We start from the raw sequence: 17,591 nt of genomic DNA, 5'->3' as shown, positions 1-17,591 counted from the left end.
TGTGCCGCATGACCCATGCCCGACTCATGGACGGAACCGCCGTCGCCCGCCGGATCGTCGAGGAGACCGCGGAGCGCGCCGCCGCCCTCACCGCGCGCACCGGCGTCACGCCGTGCCTGGCCACCGTGCTGGTCGGCGAGGACCCGGCCTCCGTCACCTATGTGCGGATGAAGCAGAACCGCAGCCGCAAGGCCGGTATCGCCTCCCGGCACGTGGCGCTGCCCGCCGCCACGACCACCGAGGAACTCGTCGCCGTCCTGCGGGAGTTGTCGGCCGATCCGGCGGTGCACGGCATCCTGCTCCAGCACCCGGTCGGCGAACACATCGACGAGCGGGCCGCGTTCGAGGCGATCGCGCCGGAGAAGGACGTGGACGGCGTCACCTTCGCGTCGTTCGCGACGATGAGCTTCGGGCTGCCGGGCTTCGTCTCCTGCACGCCGGGAGGCATCCTGCGCCTCCTGGACGCGTACGACGTCGACCCGGCCGGCAAGCGCGCGGTGGTGGTGGGCCGCAGCGCGATCCTCGGCAAGCCGGCCGGCATGCTGCTGCTCGCCCGCGACGCCACCGTCACCTACTGCCACTCCCGTACCCGTGATCTGCCGGCCGCCGTGCGGGAGGCGGACATCGTGGTCGCCGCGGTCGGCCGCCCGCGGCTGGTCCGGGGCCAGGACATCAAGCCGGGGGCGGTGGTGCTCGACGCCGGCTACAACGAGGGCAACGTCGGCGACGTCGACTTCGACTCCGCCGTCGAGCGGGCCTCGCTGATCACTCCGGTGCCGGGCGGGGTCGGTCCGATGACCATCGCCGTGCTGCTGGAGCAGACCGTCGAGGCCGCCGCCCGGCAGCTGGGGGCGTGATCAGCGCATCCAGGCGCTGTAGTCCATGACGTCACCGGCCCGCACGCCGTACTCGGGGTCGTCGCGGGTGAACGTGGTCTCCAGGCCGAGGACGGTGCCGGTGGCCGGGTCCAGGATCAGCATCCGCCGCCCGCCCGGGGCCGCGTCGAGGACGTACGCCTGCCCGGTCCGGCCGAGCCGGTCGGTGACCCGGCCGGCCGGCCGCAGTCCGGGGGCCTCGGCGAGGAGCGCGGCCAGGGCGGCCGTCTCCCGCGCGCCGAGCGTCCAGTTGTCCAGCAGTTCCCGGGTGGCGTCCAGGAGCTCCGGCGTGGTGAGGGTGCGGGTGCCGCCGCCGGCCAGCTCGGTCAGGTAGGTGCGCAGCCTCGCCGGGTCGTGCGGCGGTGTGCCGTACGGCGGGGCGTCGCCCCACATCGGCGGGAAGGTGCGGCGGCTGAGCACGTGGCCGTCCTCGACCGGCCGCGTCCGGTCGCCGTCGTCGGTGAGGACCGGGCGGCCGGGGCGGGCCGGGTCGGTGGCCACGACGACCTCGGTGTGGGTGCCGTCCGCCGCCCAGCGCACCACCCGTTCCTCGGGCAGCGTGACCGGCGGCCTGCCGTCGCTCATGCCGAGGCTCCAGGACTGCACGTGCGTGCCCTGCCGCAGGGCCGGTGACCCGTCCCGGGCCGCCGCCGCGGCCAGTTCCGCGACGTCGGCCAGCGGGACGGGCGCGGAGTGGGCGCGGACGGCGAGCGGGCGGGGCGCGGCCACCGCGGGGGTGCCGGCGGGACCGCCCTGGAGCACGGCGAGCGCGGTGACGGCGGCGGCGAGGGCCGCGGCGAGCGACCAGACCAGCCGCCGCGACCGGGGCCGGGGGCGTGGGCGCGGGGTGTCGTGCAGCAGCCGGGCGAGGTGCCGTTCGGCGGTGTGGTCCAAGGGTCCGTCGCCGTAGTGGGGGCCGCCGGCGGGTACCGGGTCGGCGGTGCGCAGCAGGTCGAGTTCGTCAGCCATGGCGGTGTCCCTCGGAGAGTGCCTCGGCGGCAGGGGGGCGCAGTCGGTCGATCTCGGCTCTGAGCCGGCGGCGGGCGCGGTGCAGCCGCATCGCGGCGGCCCGGCTGCCGCAGCCCAGGACGACCGCGACCTCGTCGACGCCCAGGTCCTCCCAGGCGGTCAGGCGCAGGACCTCCTGGTCGGCCGGGGAGAGCCGGCCCAGTGCCTCGTGCACCCAGGAGCCGGGCCGGTCGGTGTCCGGTCCGGCCACGGTCTGCCGTCCGTGGGCGGTCTCGTCGTTGCCGAGCCGGTCCACCAGCCGGCGCCGGCGCCCCTGTCCGCGTACCGCGTTGGCGAGGCAGTTGCGTGCCACGCCGTACAGCCAGGGCAGCGGGGTCGCCGGAAGGTCGGCGCGGCGGCGCCAGGCCACGGTGAACACGTCTGCCACCACTTCCTCCACCTCGCCGGTCCGCCCGTCCAGTCGCCGCGCGACATAACGGCTGACCGCCCAGTAGTGCTCGCGATAGGCAGCGGCGAAGGTCTCGTCGTTGCTCATGTCGTGTTCGTGTCCGGCACCTTCCCGATCGTCACACCCTTGCTGGTGACGCTCGTCGCATCCGTCGAGTGTGACCGGCGCGATCGGCCCGGACACAGGCGGGGCATGAGGAACCTCAAGTGGCTCACGACCACCGACCACAAGACGATCGGGACGCTGTACCTGGTCACGGCGTTCTCGTTCTTCTGCCTCGGCGGCGTGATGGCCCTGTTCATGCGCGCGGAGCTGGCCCGGCCAGGTCTGCAGATCATGTCGAACGAGCAGTTCAACCAGGCGTTCACGATGCACGGCACGATCATGCTGCTGATGTTCGCGACGCCGCTGTTCGCGGGCTTCGCGAACTGGATCATGCCGCTGCAGATCGGCGCGCCGGACGTCGCCTTCCCGCGCCTGAACATGCTGGCCTACTGGCTGTACCTGCTCGGCTCGACCATCGCGGTGGGCGGCTTCCTCACCCCGCAGGGCGCGGCCGACTTCGGCTGGTTCGCCTACGCCCCGCTGTCGGACGCGGTGCGCACGCCGGGCGTCGGCGCCGACATGTGGATCATGGGTCTGGCGCTCTCCGGGTTCGGCACCATCCTGGGCGCGGTCAACTTCATCACCACGATCATCTGCATGCGCGCACCCGGCATGACGATGTTCCGGATGCCGATCTTCGTGTGGAACGTGCTGCTGACCGCCGTCCTGGTCCTGCTCGCCTTCCCGGTCCTCGCCGCCGCGCTGTTCGCGCTGGAGGCGGACCGGAAGTTCGGGGCGCACGTCTTCGACGCCGCGAACGGCGGGGCGCTGCTGTGGCAGCACCTGTTCTGGTTCTTCGGCCACCCGGAGGTCTACATCATCGCGCTGCCGTTCTTCGGCATCATCAGCGAGGTCATCCCGGTCTTCGCCCGGAAGCCCATGTTCGGCTACATGGGCCTGGTCGCGGCGACGATCGCGATCGCCGGTCTGTCGGTGACGGTGTGGGCGCACCACATGTACGTCACGGGAGGCGTGCTGCTGCCGTTCTTCTCCTTCATGACCTTCCTGATCGCGGTGCCGACCGGTGTGAAGTTCTTCAACTGGATCGGCACCATGTGGCAGGGCTCGCTGTCGTTCGAGACACCCATGCTCTGGACCCTCGGCTTCCTGGTGACGTTCGTCTTCGGCGGTCTGACCGGCGTCATGCTCGCCTCGCCGCCGATCGACTTCCACGTCTCCGACTCGTACTTCGTGGTGGCGCACTTCCACTACGTGGTCTTCGGCACGGTCGTCTTCGCGATGTTCTCCGGCTTCCACTTCTGGTGGCCCAAGTTCACCGGCAGGATGCTCGACGAACGGCTCGGCAAGATCACCTTCTGGACGCTGTTCGTCGGCTTCCACGGCACCTTCCTGGTCCAGCACTGGCTGGGCGCCGAGGGCATGCAGCGCCGGATCCCCGACTACCTGGCCGTGGAGGGCCTCACCACCCTCAACACGGTCTCGACGATCTTCTCGTTCCTGCTGGGATCGTCGCTGCTCCCGTTCCTCTACAACGTGTGGAAGACGGCCAGGTACGGCGAGAAGGTCGAGGTCGACGACCCGTGGGGGTACGGCCGTTCGCTGGAGTGGGCGACCTCCTGCCCGCCGCCGCGCCACAACTTCGTCTCCCTCCCGCAGATCCGCAGCGAGTCCCCGGCGTTCGACCTGCACCACCCCGTGGAGCGGGAGTTGAGCACCCGGTGACGGCACGCGAGGAGGAACGGGCGCTGGTCGCACAGGTCGAGGGCCATCTGCTGCTGGCGGCGGCCAGGGCGGAGGGCCGCAGGGCGGCGGCGCGGCTCGCGGACCGGCTCGGCTGGCTCACGGACTCCCAACGCGCCGATCTGGAGCGGCATTTCGAGAGCGAGTACCTGGAACTGACCCGGTCGTCCTGGCGGCGCACCGCGGAGCGCGGCGAGCAGCTGAGGCGTGAGTACGAGAGCCGGTACCGGTTCCTGCGGCGGCGTCTGCTGGCCTGCTTCCTGCTGGTCTGCGCCCTGCTGACGGCGGCGGCCCTCCTGACGCCGTCCGTGTGAGGGACGAAGCCGCGGGCCGGCGGGGCTACCGGGCGCCGCCGGGCGTCCAGCCCTCCGGGCGCAACATCCCCACCAGCAACCGGACCAGTTCCTCCACGACGTCGTCCAGCGTCGCGTCCACCCGGCCGGCGCTCCAGTCGTGCAGCAGCCCGTTCACGCTGCCGATGAAGGCCGTCGCCGCCAGCCGGTAGTCGCGGGGCGCCGCGTCACCGCGCGCCACCGCCGCGTCGGCCTCGCCGCAGATCAGCTCCACCCACCGGGCCCGCCGCGCCAGGCGCTGGTCCTCCAGCCGCGGGCTGACGCCGATGATCTCGACGAAGGCGACCCGGATGCGGCGCGGGTCCGAGGTGACGTCACGGGCGTACGCCCTGAAGAGCACCGTCACCCGCTCCACCAGCGGCAGCGGCTCCGCCTCCGGGAACGCGTCCCGGACCGCCTCCTCGGCCCAGCCGTTGACCTCCAGGTGCAGCGCGGCGAGCACGTCCTCCAGGGTGTGGAACTCCTCGTAGAACTGCCGGGTCGACAGGCCGGCCGCGTGGCTGAGCGCGGCGACGGTCGTGGCGCGGTATCCCGGCGTGTCGCCGAAGAGCCGGAGCGCCGCGTCGAGGAAGCGCCGGCGCCGTTCGGCCTTGCGTTCCTCGGCGGACCGGCCGCCGTAGCGTCCCGTCGGTGCCTTGAGCCTGCCCGCCACGATTGCCCCCTACGTCATCCGCGCGATGACCGATTCTGTCGCCCCGCGTCTCGCCTCCGGTGCTCCTACCCCACCTTACTTTCCGGTAAGTCCTCTTTGGCATCAACGGGATTGCGCCGCGAGCCGCCGGATGCCCGAAGGCTCGGCGGCCCGTGGCCGGTCTCAGAACCTCGCCGCCACCCAGGCGGCCAGTTCCGCCCTGGCCGCGTTCAGCCGGTCGGCGCCGGGCGCGGTGGCACCGTTCGTCACCAGCGCGAAGTGCGCCACGCCGGAGTCCGCGTCGGTGAGCAGCAGCCGGCGGCTGCCCGTGCCCCCCGGTTCGGGCGCCACGCCGACCGGCGTCGAGGACGTGTACGACGGCGGCCCGTAGGCGGTGCCCAGGTCCGAGACGACCGTGGTGGACGCGGTCGGGAAGGACGCCGGGAGGTGCAGTTCGGTGGGTGCGGCGGCACTGCCGGAGCGCCAGACCTGGACGGCGTACTGGCCGGATCCCACCAGTGCGGCCACGTTCGGCAGCGAGCCGGGCACCGGGTTCCAGGTCAGCGTCGTCGAGCCGTCCCGCGAGCGGTCCTCGTAGGTGAAGGCGAGGGTGGAGCCGGAGGTGGCGGCCGGGTAGATCCGGTCGAGGAGCCTGGCGTCCTGGCGGAGGGTCACGGTGCCGGAGTCGTTCATGGCGACGGCCGAGAGGTCCTCGTCGTTCCAGGCGTCGCCGGAGGTGAGGACCTTGCCCGGGTTGCCGTTCATCAGCTCGTGGTGACGGCCGCTGTAGAGGTCCCACTGCCACTGGGTGCCGGAGAGGACCGGGCCCGAGGACGCCGGGGCGGACCACCAGGCGGCTCCGGTGAGACGGGAGTCGAGGGCCTGGTACATGGCCTTGTCGACGGTCGGGGCCTTGCCCGCGGTCGTTCCGGACAGCGGATGCCCGAACTCGCTGACGATCGCCGTGGTCCCGGCGGCCGCGGCACGGTCGCGGACGGTGCCGAAGTCGGCGCTGTACTGGCCGTCCGAGGCGTTGCCCCACATCAGGATGCCGGAGATGGCCTTCTGGTCGTAGAAGTGGGTGTTGAAGACGTAGCGGGAGCCGAGGGTGCCGGCGTCCAGCAGGCCGCCCTCCTGCTTCTGGGTGCTGATGTTGGCGTTCCAGAAGAGGTTGGGCTCGACCAGGGCCGGCTTGGCGCTCCAGCCGGCCTCGTCCATCCGGTCCCGGAACCGCTGGTAGAAGGGCCACAGCAGGTCCCGCTCCCAGGTCCGGGAGGTCTGGCCGGAGTCGTAGGTGCCGGCGTAGGGCTCGTTGTACGGGTCGAAGCCGACGACACCGGCGAACTCGTCGGACGTCAGGTGCCCGGCCAGGTAGGCCATGGTGGTCTGCGCGGTGGCCAGGAAGGCGTCCTGGAGGCCGTGGTTGTCGTGCCAGAAGTCGTACTGGCCTTTCTGCACGGCCGCGTTCTGGGTGATGTTCTGGCCCCAGAACAGGCAGATGCCGCACGACTCGGCGGGGTAACCGCCCAGTGCCACGGCCCACTGGGGTGCGCCGTCGCCGGTGTACCAGCTGCCCTGGCCGAACAGGTAGCGGGAGTAGAGGTCCTGGTGGAAGTCGGGCAGGACCCGGATGCCGGCGTCCAGGAACACCTGCATCTGGGCGGTGACGGCGGCCAGGTAGGCGGTGTCCACCTGGCCCCGCACGGGTTCGGCGTGGGCCCAGGAGAGCAGGAAGCGCACCACGTCGCCGCCGCCGAGGGCGCGCAGCGCGGTGGCGGACTTCCTGGCGTCGGCGACGGAGGCGAACGGCAGGCCGCCGTTCTCCTCCAGCTTCGTCTCGCCGGAGACGTTGTAGCCGCGCAGCACCACCTCGCGGCCCTGGCCGTCGGCGAAGCGGCCGTTCCGCACGGTGAGCGAGGTGCCGTCGAACCAGAGGGAGTCGGACGGGGTGGCCGCGGCGGCGGACGGAGCGCCCGCCACCGCGAGGAATCCGCAGAGGACGACCAGGACAACGATCAGACGCGCCCGGACAGGAGTCATGTCCACCACAGTCCGGTGCTCCCCGGGCACCGTCAATGCTTCTGACTCATGGGTAAGTTGAATATCCGTCAGACACGCACGGCTCAGCCGCCCGTCCGGCCCGCCACGTTCAGCAGGTACTCCTTCCGGCTGAGCGGGTTGTGGTCGGTGCGCGGGCGTTCGGGGACCGCGCCCTGCGTGACGGGCGCGTAGTGGTCGAACGCGCTCTCCAGCTCGCCCTCGCCCCGGGTCAGCCCCGGCAGCAGCTGTTCCAGCCGGTGCACCCGGCCGGCGGGCACCACGCCCTCCAGGCGGCAGAACGCCCCTCGCGTCCCGGTCCGTCCGGGCACCGCGCCGAGCCGGGTGAGCACCGGAAGCAGCGCGCCCAGCGTGTCCGCGGGCGCCTCCAGCACGAACCGGTGCATCGGTTCGTGCACCCGGGTCCCGGCCCGGCGCAGCGCCTCGGCCAGCACGAGCGGGGTCAGCCCGCGGAAGTCCTGGCCCGTGCTCGACATGCTCTTGTCGAACCCCTGGTGGGCGTGGCTCTGCCGGGGCGAGTAGCCGGAGTGGGTCATGGTCACCGTGCAGTCGGGGACCGGCCAGCCGTGCAGCCCCTGGCCGAGCGTCTCGCGCACGGTGTCCTCGACGGCCTTGAAGAAGGCGTACGGCATCGAGCCCAGCTCCACCTCCAGCCCGAAGCCGACGCCCGCGCCGGCCGGCGCCGGTTCCACCCGCAGACCGACCGTCGCCAGGAAGGGGTTGCCGTCCTTCTTGTTGAACTCGGCGGCAGCGCCGGTGCCGGTGAGGCGTTCGACGCAGAGGGGGGTCGTCTCGCGGAAGGTGACGCCGAGGCCGTACGCGTCGGCGAGGGTCGCCTGGACGACCTCCTTCTGCACCTCGCCGTACAGGGACACCGAGGTCTCCTGCCGTACCTCGTCGTGCCGGACGTCGATCAGCGGGTCCTGCTCGGCCAGCTGGGTGAGCGCCACGTGCAGGGCGCGCCGGTCGGTGGCGGGCGCGGGGACGACGACGGTCTCCAGGCTCGGGGGCGCGAAGTGGTGCTCGTACGCCCGTCCGGGCACGCCGAGCGCGTCGCCGACGCGGACGCCGCCGAGCCCCCACACCTTGACGATGTGCCCGGCACCGGCCCGCTCCCGCCGCACCTCGGTGCCGCGCTCGGCGACGCTCAGCGCGGTGATCCGGCCCTCCGGCCTGGTTCCGCCGGCCCCGCCGGGGACCCGGTCCGCCGCCTCATCCTTCCGGGCGGCGCTCCCGAACGGGATACGGTCGCGGACCCGCAGGGCGCCGGAGAAGACGCGCGCGTAGGCGATCTTCTCGCCCGCCGGTCCGCGTTCGACCTTGAAGACCGAGGCCGACAGCGGACCTGCCGGATCGCCCGCTGCGGCGGGCAGCAGCCGTTCCAGGCCCGTGACGAGGTCGGGAATGCCGGCGCCGGTGGCGGCGGAACCGAAGTAGACCGGGTGGACGAGGCTCCGGCGGGTCTGGTCGGCGAGCGCGGCGCGCAGCCGGCCGCCGGCGACCTCGCCGTAGAGGTGGGCGGCGAGCAGCGCGTCGTCGTGGTCGGCGAGCACGTCCACCGCGGCCGGACCGAGGCCCGGCTCGAAGCGGGCGGCGCGGGTGCCGAGCGCGACCGGGCGTCCCATCGGTACGAGCGGGACGTCGAGCCTGCGGGCCAGCTGGGCGAGGACCGCCTCGTGCCGGGCACCGCGCCGGTCGATCTTGTTGACGAAGACCAGCGTGGGGATGCGCAGCCGCCGCAGGGTCCGCATGAGCACGCGGGTCTGCGCCTGCACGCCCTCCACGGCCGAGACGACCAGGACCGCGCCGTCCAGCACCCCGAGGACCCGCTCCACCTCGGCGATGAAGTCCGGGTGGCCCGGAGTGTCGATGAGGTTGACGGTCACCGAGTCGAGGGGGAACGAGACGACCGCGGACTTGATGGTGATGCCGCGCCGCCGCTCCAGGTCAAGGCTGTCGGTCCGGGTGCTGCCGGCGTCGACGCTGCCGATCTCGTCGATGACCCCGGCGGTGTGCAGCAGCCGTTCGGTCAGACTGGTCTTACCTGCGTCGACATGCGCGAGAATTCCGAGATTGAGCAGATGCACTGAGCGTGACGTCCTTCGGCATGGGTGGGTTTCCTTCCTCGGCGGACAGGCACGCAGGGCGCATCGGTGATCCTCTCGGTGGGGTGTCGGGCCGTCAGGTCAGGGGGAAGTGCAGCAGGGCACCGCACCCGCCGCAATGGATTAACGTTCAACGGTCATCTCGCCACGGCCCCGGCCCACGGCCCCTCCGCGCGGCGCTCGCCGGGTCCTCCCGCAGCGTTCGCCGCCTTCCGGCGCCGGTCATAGAGTGATCTGCACCATTTCGTCACGCCGCTCGGGCGTCGCTTTCTCCGTGCGCGGCGACGCGGGCCGGTGCCGCCACGGGAAGGGAGCGGATCGTGCGGGAGATCCTGCCGGCGCTGGCCGGCTGGCACGCGGCCGGGCTTCCGTTCGGGCTGGCCACGGTGGTCGCCGTCAGCCGCAGCGCGCCGCGCGGGCCCGGTGCGGCGATGGCCGTGGGCCCGGACGGCGAGGTCGTCGGCAGCGTCTCCGGCGGCTGCGTGGAGGGCGCGGTGTACGAGCTGGCGCAGGAGGTCGTGGCGAGCGGCGAGGCGCGGCTGCGGACCTTCGGCTACAGCGACGCGGACGCGTTCGCGGTGGGGCTGACCTGCGGAGGCGAGATCACCGTGCTGGTCCGGCCGGTGACGGCCCGCTCCGATCCGGCGTTCGGCGCGGTCGCCGCCTCGGTCGCCGCGGGCGAACCGGTGACCGTGGCGACGGTGGTGGACGGTCCCGCGGCGCGCGGAGCGGTCCTCGCCGTGTGGCAGGACCGGGCGGCCGGCACCCTCGGCGCGACCGGCCTGGACGTCGCCGTCACCGCGGACGCGCGCGGCGAACTCGCCCTCGGCGCCTCCGTGTCGAGGCACTACGGGCCGCACGGGGAACGCCGCGAGGACGCGGTGACGGTGTTCCTGCAGTCGTTCGCGCCGCCTCCGCGCATGCTGGTCTTCGGCGCGATCGACTACGCGGCGGCGGTGGCCCGGATCGGCGACTTCCTCGGCTACCTGGTGACGGTCTGCGACGCCCGCCCGGTCTTCGCCACGGCCAAGCGGTTCCCGGCGGCCGTCGAGGTGGTCGTGGACTGGCCGCACCGCTATCTGCGGTCCACCGCGACCGACGACCGCACGGTGATCTGCGTCCTCACCCACGACCCGAAGTTCGACGTGCCGCTGCTGGAGGAGGCGTTGCGGCGGCCGGCCGCCTACGTCGGGGCGATGGGCAGCCGCAGGACCCACGACGAGCGGCGCGCCCGGCTGGAGGAGGCAGGTCTGACCGAGGCGGAACTGTCCCGGCTGCGCTCACCGCTCGGCCTCGACCTCGGCGCCCGCACCCCCGAGGAGGTCGCCGTCTCCGTGGCCGCGGAGATCGTCGCGCTGCGCTGGGGCGGCAGCGGTGCGCCGCTGACGACGACCAGCGGGGCCATCCACGCGGCCGCCGCGCGCTGACCTCCGCCAGGGGCGCGTCACGGCACCGCGCCGCCACGGCCTGCCGACCGGTTCCGGCGGCGCGCGGCCCGAGCGGCGCGCCCCGCCGAACGGCCCTGTGGTGCGGCGCCGATGGCGTGTTCCGCCCGCCGAACACTATGAACACAACGCGCGAGCCATGGTTCCGGTCCCGGCCCGCTCCCTAGCATCGCCGCGGACGGCGCGACGGAGCGCCGACGACGACAGGGAGCCGCGTCTTGGACAGGTCGACCACGCCCGCACGGATCCGCAGGGCCCGCCGTCACCGGCGCACCGGACTGCTCGCCTCGCTGGCGGCGGCCCTCACCGCCGCGTTCGCGGGCGCACCCGCCGCGCAGGCGCAGACACCGCCGCCGACCGCCGTGTCGTGTCCGGCGGAACTCGACGGCAGGGCCACCTGCTACACCGGACAGGACGCCCACGGCGCCTACTACACCGTGGCCGTCCCCGCGCACTGGAACGGCTCCCTGGTGGTGCACGCCCACGGCGGTCCCGACCTCGGCGCCGGTTCGGATCCCGCACGCAGCGTCGACGACCTGGCCCGCTGGTCGGTGATGGTCAAGGAGGGCTACGCCTGGGCGGGTTCGTCCTACCGCCGGGGCGGCTACGGCACCCGTATGGCCGCCGAGGACACCGAGAACGTGCGCCGGCTGTTCGTCCGGGACTTCGGCGAGCCGCGGCGGACGTACGTGCACGGCCAGTCCTGGGGCGGGAACGTCGCCGCCAAGGTGGCCGAGGTGTACGGCGGCCGGGGCGGGCCCTACGACGGGGCGCTGCTCACCAGCGGGGTCCTCGGCGGCGCGTCGCGGGGGTACGACTACCGTGTCGACCTGCGCGTGGTCTACCAGTACTACTGCCGCAACATGCCCCGGCCGACCGAACCGCAGTACCCGCTGTGGCAGGGGCTGCGCGCGGACTCGACGCTGACCGCGGCCGGACTGCGCGCCCGGCTCCAGGAGTGCACGGGCTACGCCTCGGCCCCGCAGGAGCGCACCGCCCTCCAGCAGCGCAACCTCGACGACATCCTCGCCGTCACCGGCGTCCCCGAGCGCACCCTGGAGTCGCACCTGCGGTTCGCGGTCTTCACGTTCCGGGACATCGTGCACGAGCGGCTCGGCGGGCGTGACCCGTTCTCGAACCGGGGGGTGCGGTACTCGGGGTCGCACGACGACAGGGCGCTGAACGCCGGGGTCGAGCGGTTCACCGCCGATCCGACGGCGGTACGCGACCTCTCCTGGGACAGCGACCTCACCGGGAAGGTGTCGATCCCGGTGCTCACGCTGCACGCGATCGACGACCCGACCGCGTTCGTGGAGCACGAGTCGGCCTACCGGGCCGCCCTGAGCGGCGCGCACCGGGACCGGTACCTGGTGCAGACGTTCAGCCACGAGTCCGAGCACAGCGCGCTGAGCGACGCGGAGTACGCCGACTCGATCGCGGCCCTGGACGGCTGGGTGCGCACGGGCCGGAAGCCGACGCCCGGCTCGATCGCGGCCGCGTGCGCCGCGTACGACCGGGTCTACGCCACCGGCTGCTTCTACGACCCCGGCTTCAGGCCCGGCTCCTACGCCTCCCGGGTCCGCCCGCGGCCGGGCGGGCTGAGCTGGCCGGCCATGACGGCGGCCCAGGAGAGGCGCTGGAGCAGGATCGACGGGGTCGGGATCGCTCCCTGACCCGGTCCCCGGCGTCCGGGTGCGCGTCCTGTCACCGCGGCGGCAGCCGGTGCAGGTTCACCTCGGTGAGCGTGCCGTCGGCGACCGTCGCGGTGAGGTAGGTGTGGTGCGGCTGCCGCCGCCGGTCGGTGGGCGAGCCGGGGTTGAGCAGGCGCAGGCCCGTCGCGGCCGTGGTGTCCCAGGGGATGTGGCTGTGCCCGAAGACGAGGACGTCCAGGTCCGGGAAGCGGGCGGCGCAGCGGGTCTCGCGGCCCTGGGCGGGACCGGTCTCGTGGATCACCCCGAAGCGCAGGCCGCCCAGGTCGGCGCGGGCCACCTCGGGGAGCCGGGCGCGCAGGCCGGGGCCGTCGTTGTTGCCGTACACGCCGACGAGCCGGCGGCTGTGGCGCGTGAACAGGTCGAGGGTGGCCTCGTCGACCCAGTCGCCGGCGTGGAACACGACGTCGGCGCGCGGGAGTTCGGCCAGGAGCTGGTCCGGGAGCAGCTTGGCGCGCACCGGGAGGTGCGTGTCGGAGGTGAGGAGCAGGCGCACGGGACCAGCCTAACGACCCCCACGAGATCTTCAGCTCGAACTTAACAGTTCCAGCTGGACAGTTTTTGCTGACGGTCCTAGGGTGGTCGGCATGGTTGAGATCTCGGACTCCGCGACCCGTACGGCGCGCGACCTGCGCGTGGCGTTCAGCAGACTGCGCCGCCGTATCCGGGAGGTCGCGCAGGACGCCGACCTCACCCCGTCCCAGGAGTCGGCGCTCACCCTGGTCGCCAAGCACGGCGCCGCCACGGCCAGCGCGCTGGCCTCCGCCGAAGGGGTGCGGCCGCAGTCGATGGCGACCACCCTGGCCGGCCTCGACCAGCAGGGACTGATCCGCCGCAGCCCCGACCCCACCGACGGCCGCCGCCAGCTGGTCACCCTCACCGAGGCCGGTCAGGCCCGCGTCGAAGGCAACCGGCAGGTCCGGGACGAGTGGCTGGCCCGCGCCTTCGAGGAGCGCTACACCGAGGACGAACGCCAGACCATGCTCACCGCGTTCGAACTGCTGGAACGGCTCTCCCGCCCGTGATACCGAAACTCACCGGACGCACCCCGCAGGACACCCGCCCCGCCCCCGACGGCTTCGACCGGCGGCTGATCGCGCCGATGGTCCTGGGGTCGGTCCTGAACCCGATCAACTCCTCGATGATCGCCGTGGCCCTGGTGCCGATCGGCATCGCCTTCGGGGCCCCGCCCGCCGAGACGGTGTGGCTGGTCACCGCGCTGTACCTGGCGACCGCCGTGGGCCAGCCGGTGATCGGCCGGCTCGTGGACATGTACGGACCGCGGCGGCTCTACCTCGTCGGCACCGGCCTGGTCGGCGTCGCCGGTCTGATGGGCGCGCTCGCCCCCTCGCTCGGCGTGCTGATCGCGGCACGGGTCCTGCTCGGGTTCGGCACCTCGGCGGCCTACCCGGCGGCGATGCGGCTGACCCGGAGCGAGGCCGAGCGGACCGGGCAGGACAGTCCGGCCGGGGTGCTGACCGCGCTCGCGGTGTCCGCGCAGACCGTTGCGGTGATCGGCCCCACGCTGGGCGGTCTGCTGATCGGCGCCGGCGGCTGGCACCTGGTGTTCACCGTCAACGTGCCGCTCTCGGCCGCCTGTCTGGTCCTCGGCGTCAAGTGGCTGCCGCGGCCGGTGTCCGACGGACGGCGCCAGAGCATGGACCTGCCGGGCATGGCCCTCTTCGCCGTCCTGCTGATCGCGCTGATGCTGTTCCTGATGGCGCCCGGGGCCGACCGCTGGTACCTGCCGGTGCTGACGCTGGCGGCCGCCGCCGCCTTCGCGGCACGGGAGCTGCGGGTGCCGGACCCGTTCGTCGACCTGCGGGTCCTCGGCGGCAACGTCCCGCTGATCGTCACCTACGTACGCCAGTTCCTCGCGTACACCACCTCCTACGCCTTCCTCTACGGCTACACGCAGTGGCTGGAGCAGGGCCGCGGGCTCAGCGCCTCGACGGCCGGACTCGCGCTGCTGCCGCTGTCGGCCGCCGCGCTCGTCACCGCCACGCTCACCGGCCGCCGGGAGGCCGTCCGCGCCAAGCTGGTGATCGGCTCCGTGCTCCAGATCGCGGGCTGCGCGGCCCTGCTGCTGGTCGACGCCGGCAGTCCGCTCTGGCTGCTGCTCGCGGCCGGCGCGCTGCTCGGCATCCCGCAGGGGCTGCTCGGACTCGCCGCGCAGACCGCGCTGTACCGGCAGGCCGACCCGGAGCGGATCGGCTCCGCCGCCGGACTGCTGCGCACCTTCATGTACCTCGGCGCGCTGGGTGCCTCCGCCGCCACCGCGGCGTTCTACCCGCACCGCGCCGACACGGGCGGCCTGCACGGCCTGGCCCTGTTCATGCTCGCCGGCTCCGCAGTGCTGCTGGCGATCACCCTGCCGGACCGCTCCCTGGCCCGGCTCACCCCCCAACCCAGTCAAGCCCCCCGAAAGGCCTGATCCACCCCATGTCTCTGAGCACCCTCGACCCGCGTTCCGCCCTCGTCGTCATCGACCTCCAGCAGGGCATCGTGGGCATGCCCACCCAGCCGTACACCGGTGCCGAGGTGGTGGCCCGCAGCGTCGAGCTCGCCGACGCCTTCCGCGCCCGGAACCTGCCCGTGGTCCTGGTCCGGGTGTCCTTCGCCGCCGACGGCGCCGACGCCGTCCCGGGCCGCACCGAACGCCAGGCGCGCGGCCTCGCCTTCCCCGAGGGCTGGGACGTCGTCGTGGACGAGCTGTCCGGCCACGACGGCGACATCCTCGTCACCAAGCACAACTGGAGCGCCTTCCACGGCACCGGCCTGGACGACCAGCTGCGCCGCCGGGGCGTCACCCAGATCGTCCTGACCGGCATCGCCACCAGCATCGGCGTGGAGTCCACCGCCCGTGACGCCTACGCGCACGGCTACCACGTCACGCTCGCCACCGACGCCATGGCCGACGCCGACCCGGACGCCCACCGGGGCAGCGTGGAGCGCGTCTTCCCGCGGCTCGGCGAGTCCGGCAGCACGGCCGACGTCCTGGAGCTGCTCGCCAAGACGCACGGCTGAGCTGGCGTTTTGACACACGGCTGACCTCTGACGACCCGGCCCTGGCCCAAAGGTAAGAAATCCCCAGGCCACGGCCGGGTTAGCATGCGGCAACGCGTACGTGCCGTCCAGCGGAACGGACGGCCTATCCAGGGGGCTAGGAAACCGGATGCCGGTCAAGGTCAGTGTCGTCGTTCCTGTCTACAACCCGGGGCCCTACATCGAGGACTGCATCGCCTCGGTGCTGCGGCAGTCACTGCCGGACGACGAGTACGAAGTGATCTTCGTGGACGACGGCTCCAGCGACGGGACCCCGGCCCGGCTCGACGCGGTCGCCGCCGAGCACCCGCACGTCCACGTCATCCACCAGGAGCCCTCCGGCTGGTCCGGCAAGCCGCGCAACGTCGGCATCGAGGCCTCCAAGGGCGAGTTCGTGATGTTCGTCGACAACGACGACTTCCTCGGCGACGAGGCCCTGGAGCGGATGTACGACTACGGCGTCGCGAACGAGGCCGACCTGATCATCGGCAAGATGGCGGGCAAGGGCCGGCCGGTGCCGGTGGAGCTGTTCCGCCGCAACCGTCCGCGGGCCACCGTCGAGAACGCCCCGCTGATGGACTCCCTCACCCCGCACAAGATGCTGCGCCGGTCCTTCCTCGACCGCATCGGGCTGCGCTTTCCCGAGGGCCGCAGGCGGCTGGAGGATCACGTCTTCGTCGCCGAGGCCTACCTGCGCGCCTCCAACATCTCGGTGCTCAGCGACTACGTCTGCTACTACCACCTCAAGCGCGAGGACGCCTCCAACGCCGGTTTCCAGCGCTTCGACCCGGTCGGCTACTTCGCCAACCTGCGGGAGGCCCTCGACGTCGTCGAGCGCTACACCGAGCCCGGACCCAAGCGGGACCGGATGTTCCGCCGCTGGCTGCGCAGCGAGATGGGCGAACGGCTGCGCGGCAACCGGTTCCTCAAGCTGCCCGACGACTACCGCAGGGAACTCTTCGACGAGATCCACAAGGTGATCGCCGAACGCATGGCCCCCTCCGTGTTCGCCCAGCTGGAACCGGCCCACCGGGTGGTCACCGAACTGGCGGGCGCCGGACGGTACGAGGACGTGCTCGCGCTGGCCGAGTGGGAGGCCGCCGTCGTCCCCTCCACGGCCCTGGAGAGCATCGCCTGGGACGGCGGCGCGCTGAAGATCGCCTTCAGCGCCGAGTACAGCGCGCACGGCGCGCCCAAGACCTATCCGGCCGACACCGCCGCGGTCCCGCTCGACGGGCCGCCGCGGACCGTCGCCGACGCCGTCGCCCGGCTGGAGGCCGGCACCGCCGCCCGCTTCCCGAAGTCCAAGGTCGACCTGATGATGCGGGAGCGCGAGACCCACGCGCAGTTCTTCCAGCCGGTCGAGTTCACCCGCGAGACGGTACCCGTCGAGGACGAGCCCGGCCGCGTCCGGCTCGTGGTCAGGGCCACCGCCACCGTGGACCCGGCCACCGCGGCCGGGGGCGTCCCGCTCCCGGCCGGGCTGTGGGACGCGTTCGTCCGGCTGACCATCGGCGGCTGGAACCGCGAGTACCGGCTGTTCCCCGCGTCCCGGGACCCGTTGCCCGCGATGCCGCTGCCGGGCGTGGCCGGCGGCCGCCGGGTACTGCCGTACTGGACGGTCAAGGAGAGCGCCGCGCTCGACGTCGACAAGGCGGACAAGCGGCTGGGCCTCGGCGAGCTGCGGCCCGAGGAGTTCACCGTGGCGGGCGACCGGCTGCGCGCGGTGCTGCCCTTCCACGTCGCCGGGGACGTCAAGGCCTCCCTCCGGCTGACCGGCCCGAAGCGGGCCGCGGAGGTGCTGGAGGTGCCGGCCACGCTGTCGCCCGACGGCGAGGGCCGGGCGGTGCTGGACGCGCCGCTGCCGGTGCGCTCGGTCCGGGAGGGCCGCTGGCGGCTCGCGCTGTGCCTGGTCGCGGACGCGCCCGAGCCGCGCTTCTTCACGCTGCCGCTCGCCGTCCGCGCCTCACCCGTGGGCCTGAAGGTGGTGCCCGCCTCGAAGTCGCCCGCGGGCGACGAGCACGGCACCGGGGCCGCCCCCGGCATGATCCGGCGCCTCGCCCGCACGCTGCCGCTGCCGGTGCGCCGCGCACTGCTCAAGGCCCTCGGCAGGGGCAAGTCCGCACGACAGGAAGGCAAGTAGGAAC

At 73.1% G+C, this 17,591-nt stretch carries 15 protein-coding genes; 9 read left to right on the top strand and 6 right to left on the bottom strand.

The genetic code is table 11. From position 1 onward, the window contains the following. The first annotated feature begins 8 nt into the window (after positions 1-8). On the top strand, positions 9-857 hold the full coding sequence (locus ACIQOE_RS34100) for a bifunctional 5,10-methylenetetrahydrofolate dehydrogenase/5,10-methenyltetrahydrofolate cyclohydrolase (RefSeq protein ID WP_365567239.1): 849 nt from the start codon (positions 9-11) through the stop codon (positions 855-857). On the opposite strand, the gene ACIQOE_RS34095 is transcribed toward ACIQOE_RS34100, so the two are convergent. Continuing rightward, entirely contained in the window at positions 858-1,844 is a 987-nt protein-coding gene (locus ACIQOE_RS34095) for a CU044_5270 family protein (RefSeq protein WP_401415588.1), read from the bottom strand. Then, complete coding sequence (locus ACIQOE_RS34090) at positions 1,837-2,379, bottom strand: sigma-70 family RNA polymerase sigma factor (protein WP_351323922.1); 543 nt, start codon at positions 2,377-2,379, stop codon at positions 1,837-1,839. Before ACIQOE_RS34090 ends, ACIQOE_RS34095 begins: the two co-directional genes overlap by 8 nt. Before the next feature lie 105 nt (positions 2,380-2,484). Between ACIQOE_RS34090 and ctaD the strand changes: the two genes are divergently transcribed. Next, entirely contained in the window at positions 2,485-4,080 is a 1,596-nt protein-coding gene (gene ctaD, locus ACIQOE_RS34085; protein WP_401415586.1) for a cytochrome c oxidase subunit I, read from the top strand. After that, complete coding sequence (locus ACIQOE_RS34080; RefSeq protein ID WP_362647116.1) at positions 4,077-4,412, top strand: hypothetical protein; 336 nt, start codon at positions 4,077-4,079, stop codon at positions 4,410-4,412. Before ctaD ends, ACIQOE_RS34080 begins: the two co-directional genes overlap by 4 nt. Before the next feature lie 25 nt (positions 4,413-4,437). Here the strand turns inward: ACIQOE_RS34080 and ACIQOE_RS34075 are convergent, their stop codons facing one another. From ACIQOE_RS34075 to ACIQOE_RS34065, 3 genes are all read right to left on the bottom strand, one after another. Continuing rightward, positions 4,438-5,103 (bottom strand): TetR/AcrR family transcriptional regulator, encoded by a 666-nt coding sequence (locus ACIQOE_RS34075; protein WP_351323927.1) that lies wholly within the window; start codon positions 5,101-5,103, stop codon positions 4,438-4,440. A 162-nt stretch (positions 5,104-5,265) separates the two neighbouring features. Next, positions 5,266-7,122, bottom strand: a complete 1,857-nt coding sequence (locus ACIQOE_RS34070) for a cellulase family glycosylhydrolase (RefSeq protein WP_401415584.1) — start codon at positions 7,120-7,122, stop codon at positions 5,266-5,268. An 83-nt stretch (positions 7,123-7,205) separates the two neighbouring features. Beyond that, complete coding sequence (locus tag ACIQOE_RS34065) at positions 7,206-9,227, bottom strand: GTP-binding protein (protein ID WP_401415581.1); 2,022 nt, start codon at positions 9,225-9,227, stop codon at positions 7,206-7,208. Between the two features lie 338 nt (positions 9,228-9,565). Between ACIQOE_RS34065 and ACIQOE_RS34060 the strand changes: the two genes are divergently transcribed. Both ACIQOE_RS34060 and ACIQOE_RS34055 read left to right on the top strand, forming a co-directional pair. Further along, positions 9,566-10,672 carry an XdhC family protein gene (locus tag ACIQOE_RS34060; RefSeq protein WP_401415578.1) on the top strand — a complete coding sequence of 369 codons (1,107 nt, stop codon included), beginning with the start codon at positions 9,566-9,568 and terminating at the stop codon, positions 10,670-10,672. Between the two features lie 236 nt (positions 10,673-10,908). Beyond that, a complete protein-coding gene (locus ACIQOE_RS34055; RefSeq protein WP_399009299.1) occupies positions 10,909-12,363 on the top strand; it encodes a hypothetical protein in 1,455 nt (484 codons plus the stop codon). A gap of 31 nt (positions 12,364-12,394) precedes the next feature. On the opposite strand, the gene ACIQOE_RS34050 is transcribed toward ACIQOE_RS34055, so the two are convergent. Next, a complete protein-coding gene (locus tag ACIQOE_RS34050) occupies positions 12,395-12,895 on the bottom strand; it encodes a metallophosphoesterase (protein WP_351323936.1) in 501 nt (166 codons plus the stop codon). A 91-nt stretch (positions 12,896-12,986) separates the two neighbouring features. Here ACIQOE_RS34050 and ACIQOE_RS34045 point away from each other — a divergent pair, with 91 nt between their 5' ends. The 4 genes from ACIQOE_RS34045 (at position 12,987) to ACIQOE_RS34030 (ending at position 17,587) form a co-directional block, all read left to right on the top strand. Next, positions 12,987-13,424: a MarR family transcriptional regulator gene (locus ACIQOE_RS34045; protein ID WP_351323938.1), complete on the top strand. Its 438-nt coding sequence runs from the start codon at positions 12,987-12,989 to the stop codon at positions 13,422-13,424. After that, positions 13,421-14,833 (top strand): MFS transporter, encoded by a 1,413-nt coding sequence (locus tag ACIQOE_RS34040; protein WP_351323939.1) that lies wholly within the window; start codon positions 13,421-13,423, stop codon positions 14,831-14,833. The genes ACIQOE_RS34045 and ACIQOE_RS34040 overlap by 4 nt, the downstream gene beginning before the upstream one ends. 8 nt (positions 14,834-14,841) lie before the next feature. Beyond that, on the top strand, positions 14,842-15,426 hold the full coding sequence (locus ACIQOE_RS34035) for an isochorismatase family protein (RefSeq protein WP_363018327.1): 585 nt from the start codon (positions 14,842-14,844) through the stop codon (positions 15,424-15,426). A 148-nt stretch (positions 15,427-15,574) separates the two neighbouring features. Then, positions 15,575-17,587 carry a glycosyltransferase family 2 protein gene (locus ACIQOE_RS34030; RefSeq protein ID WP_399009302.1) on the top strand — a complete coding sequence of 671 codons (2,013 nt, stop codon included), beginning with the start codon at positions 15,575-15,577 and terminating at the stop codon, positions 17,585-17,587. Positions 17,588-17,591: the final 4 nt, after the last annotated feature.

It is taken from the genome of Streptomyces sp. NPDC091282 (assembly GCF_044757385.1).
Lineage (GTDB): Bacteria > Actinomycetota > Actinomycetes > Streptomycetales > Streptomycetaceae > Streptomyces > Streptomyces gramineus.
This window is presented reverse-complemented; position numbering and strand designations above follow the sequence as displayed.

What these genes read in the sequence shown, in the direction of transcription:
- ACIQOE_RS34100 (WP_365567239.1), top strand. Translation starts at nt 9, where the DNA reads ATGACCCATGCCCGACTCATGGACGGAACCGCCGTCGCCCGCCGGATC.
- ACIQOE_RS34095 (WP_401415588.1), bottom strand. Translation starts at nt 1,844, where the DNA reads ATGGCTGACGAACTCGACCTGCTGCGCACCGCCGACCCGGTACCCGCC.
- ACIQOE_RS34090 (WP_351323922.1), bottom strand. Translation starts at nt 2,379, where the DNA reads ATGAGCAACGACGAGACCTTCGCCGCTGCCTATCGCGAGCACTACTGG.
- ctaD (WP_401415586.1), top strand. Translation starts at nt 2,485, where the DNA reads ATGAGGAACCTCAAGTGGCTCACGACCACCGACCACAAGACGATCGGG.
- ACIQOE_RS34070 (WP_401415584.1), bottom strand. Translation starts at nt 7,122, where the DNA reads ATGACTCCTGTCCGGGCGCGTCTGATCGTTGTCCTGGTCGTCCTCTGC.
- ACIQOE_RS34045 (WP_351323938.1), top strand. Translation starts at nt 12,987, where the DNA reads ATGGTTGAGATCTCGGACTCCGCGACCCGTACGGCGCGCGACCTGCGC.
- ACIQOE_RS34035 (WP_363018327.1), top strand. Translation starts at nt 14,842, where the DNA reads ATGTCTCTGAGCACCCTCGACCCGCGTTCCGCCCTCGTCGTCATCGAC.
- ACIQOE_RS34030 (WP_399009302.1), top strand. Translation starts at nt 15,575, where the DNA reads ATGCCGGTCAAGGTCAGTGTCGTCGTTCCTGTCTACAACCCGGGGCCC.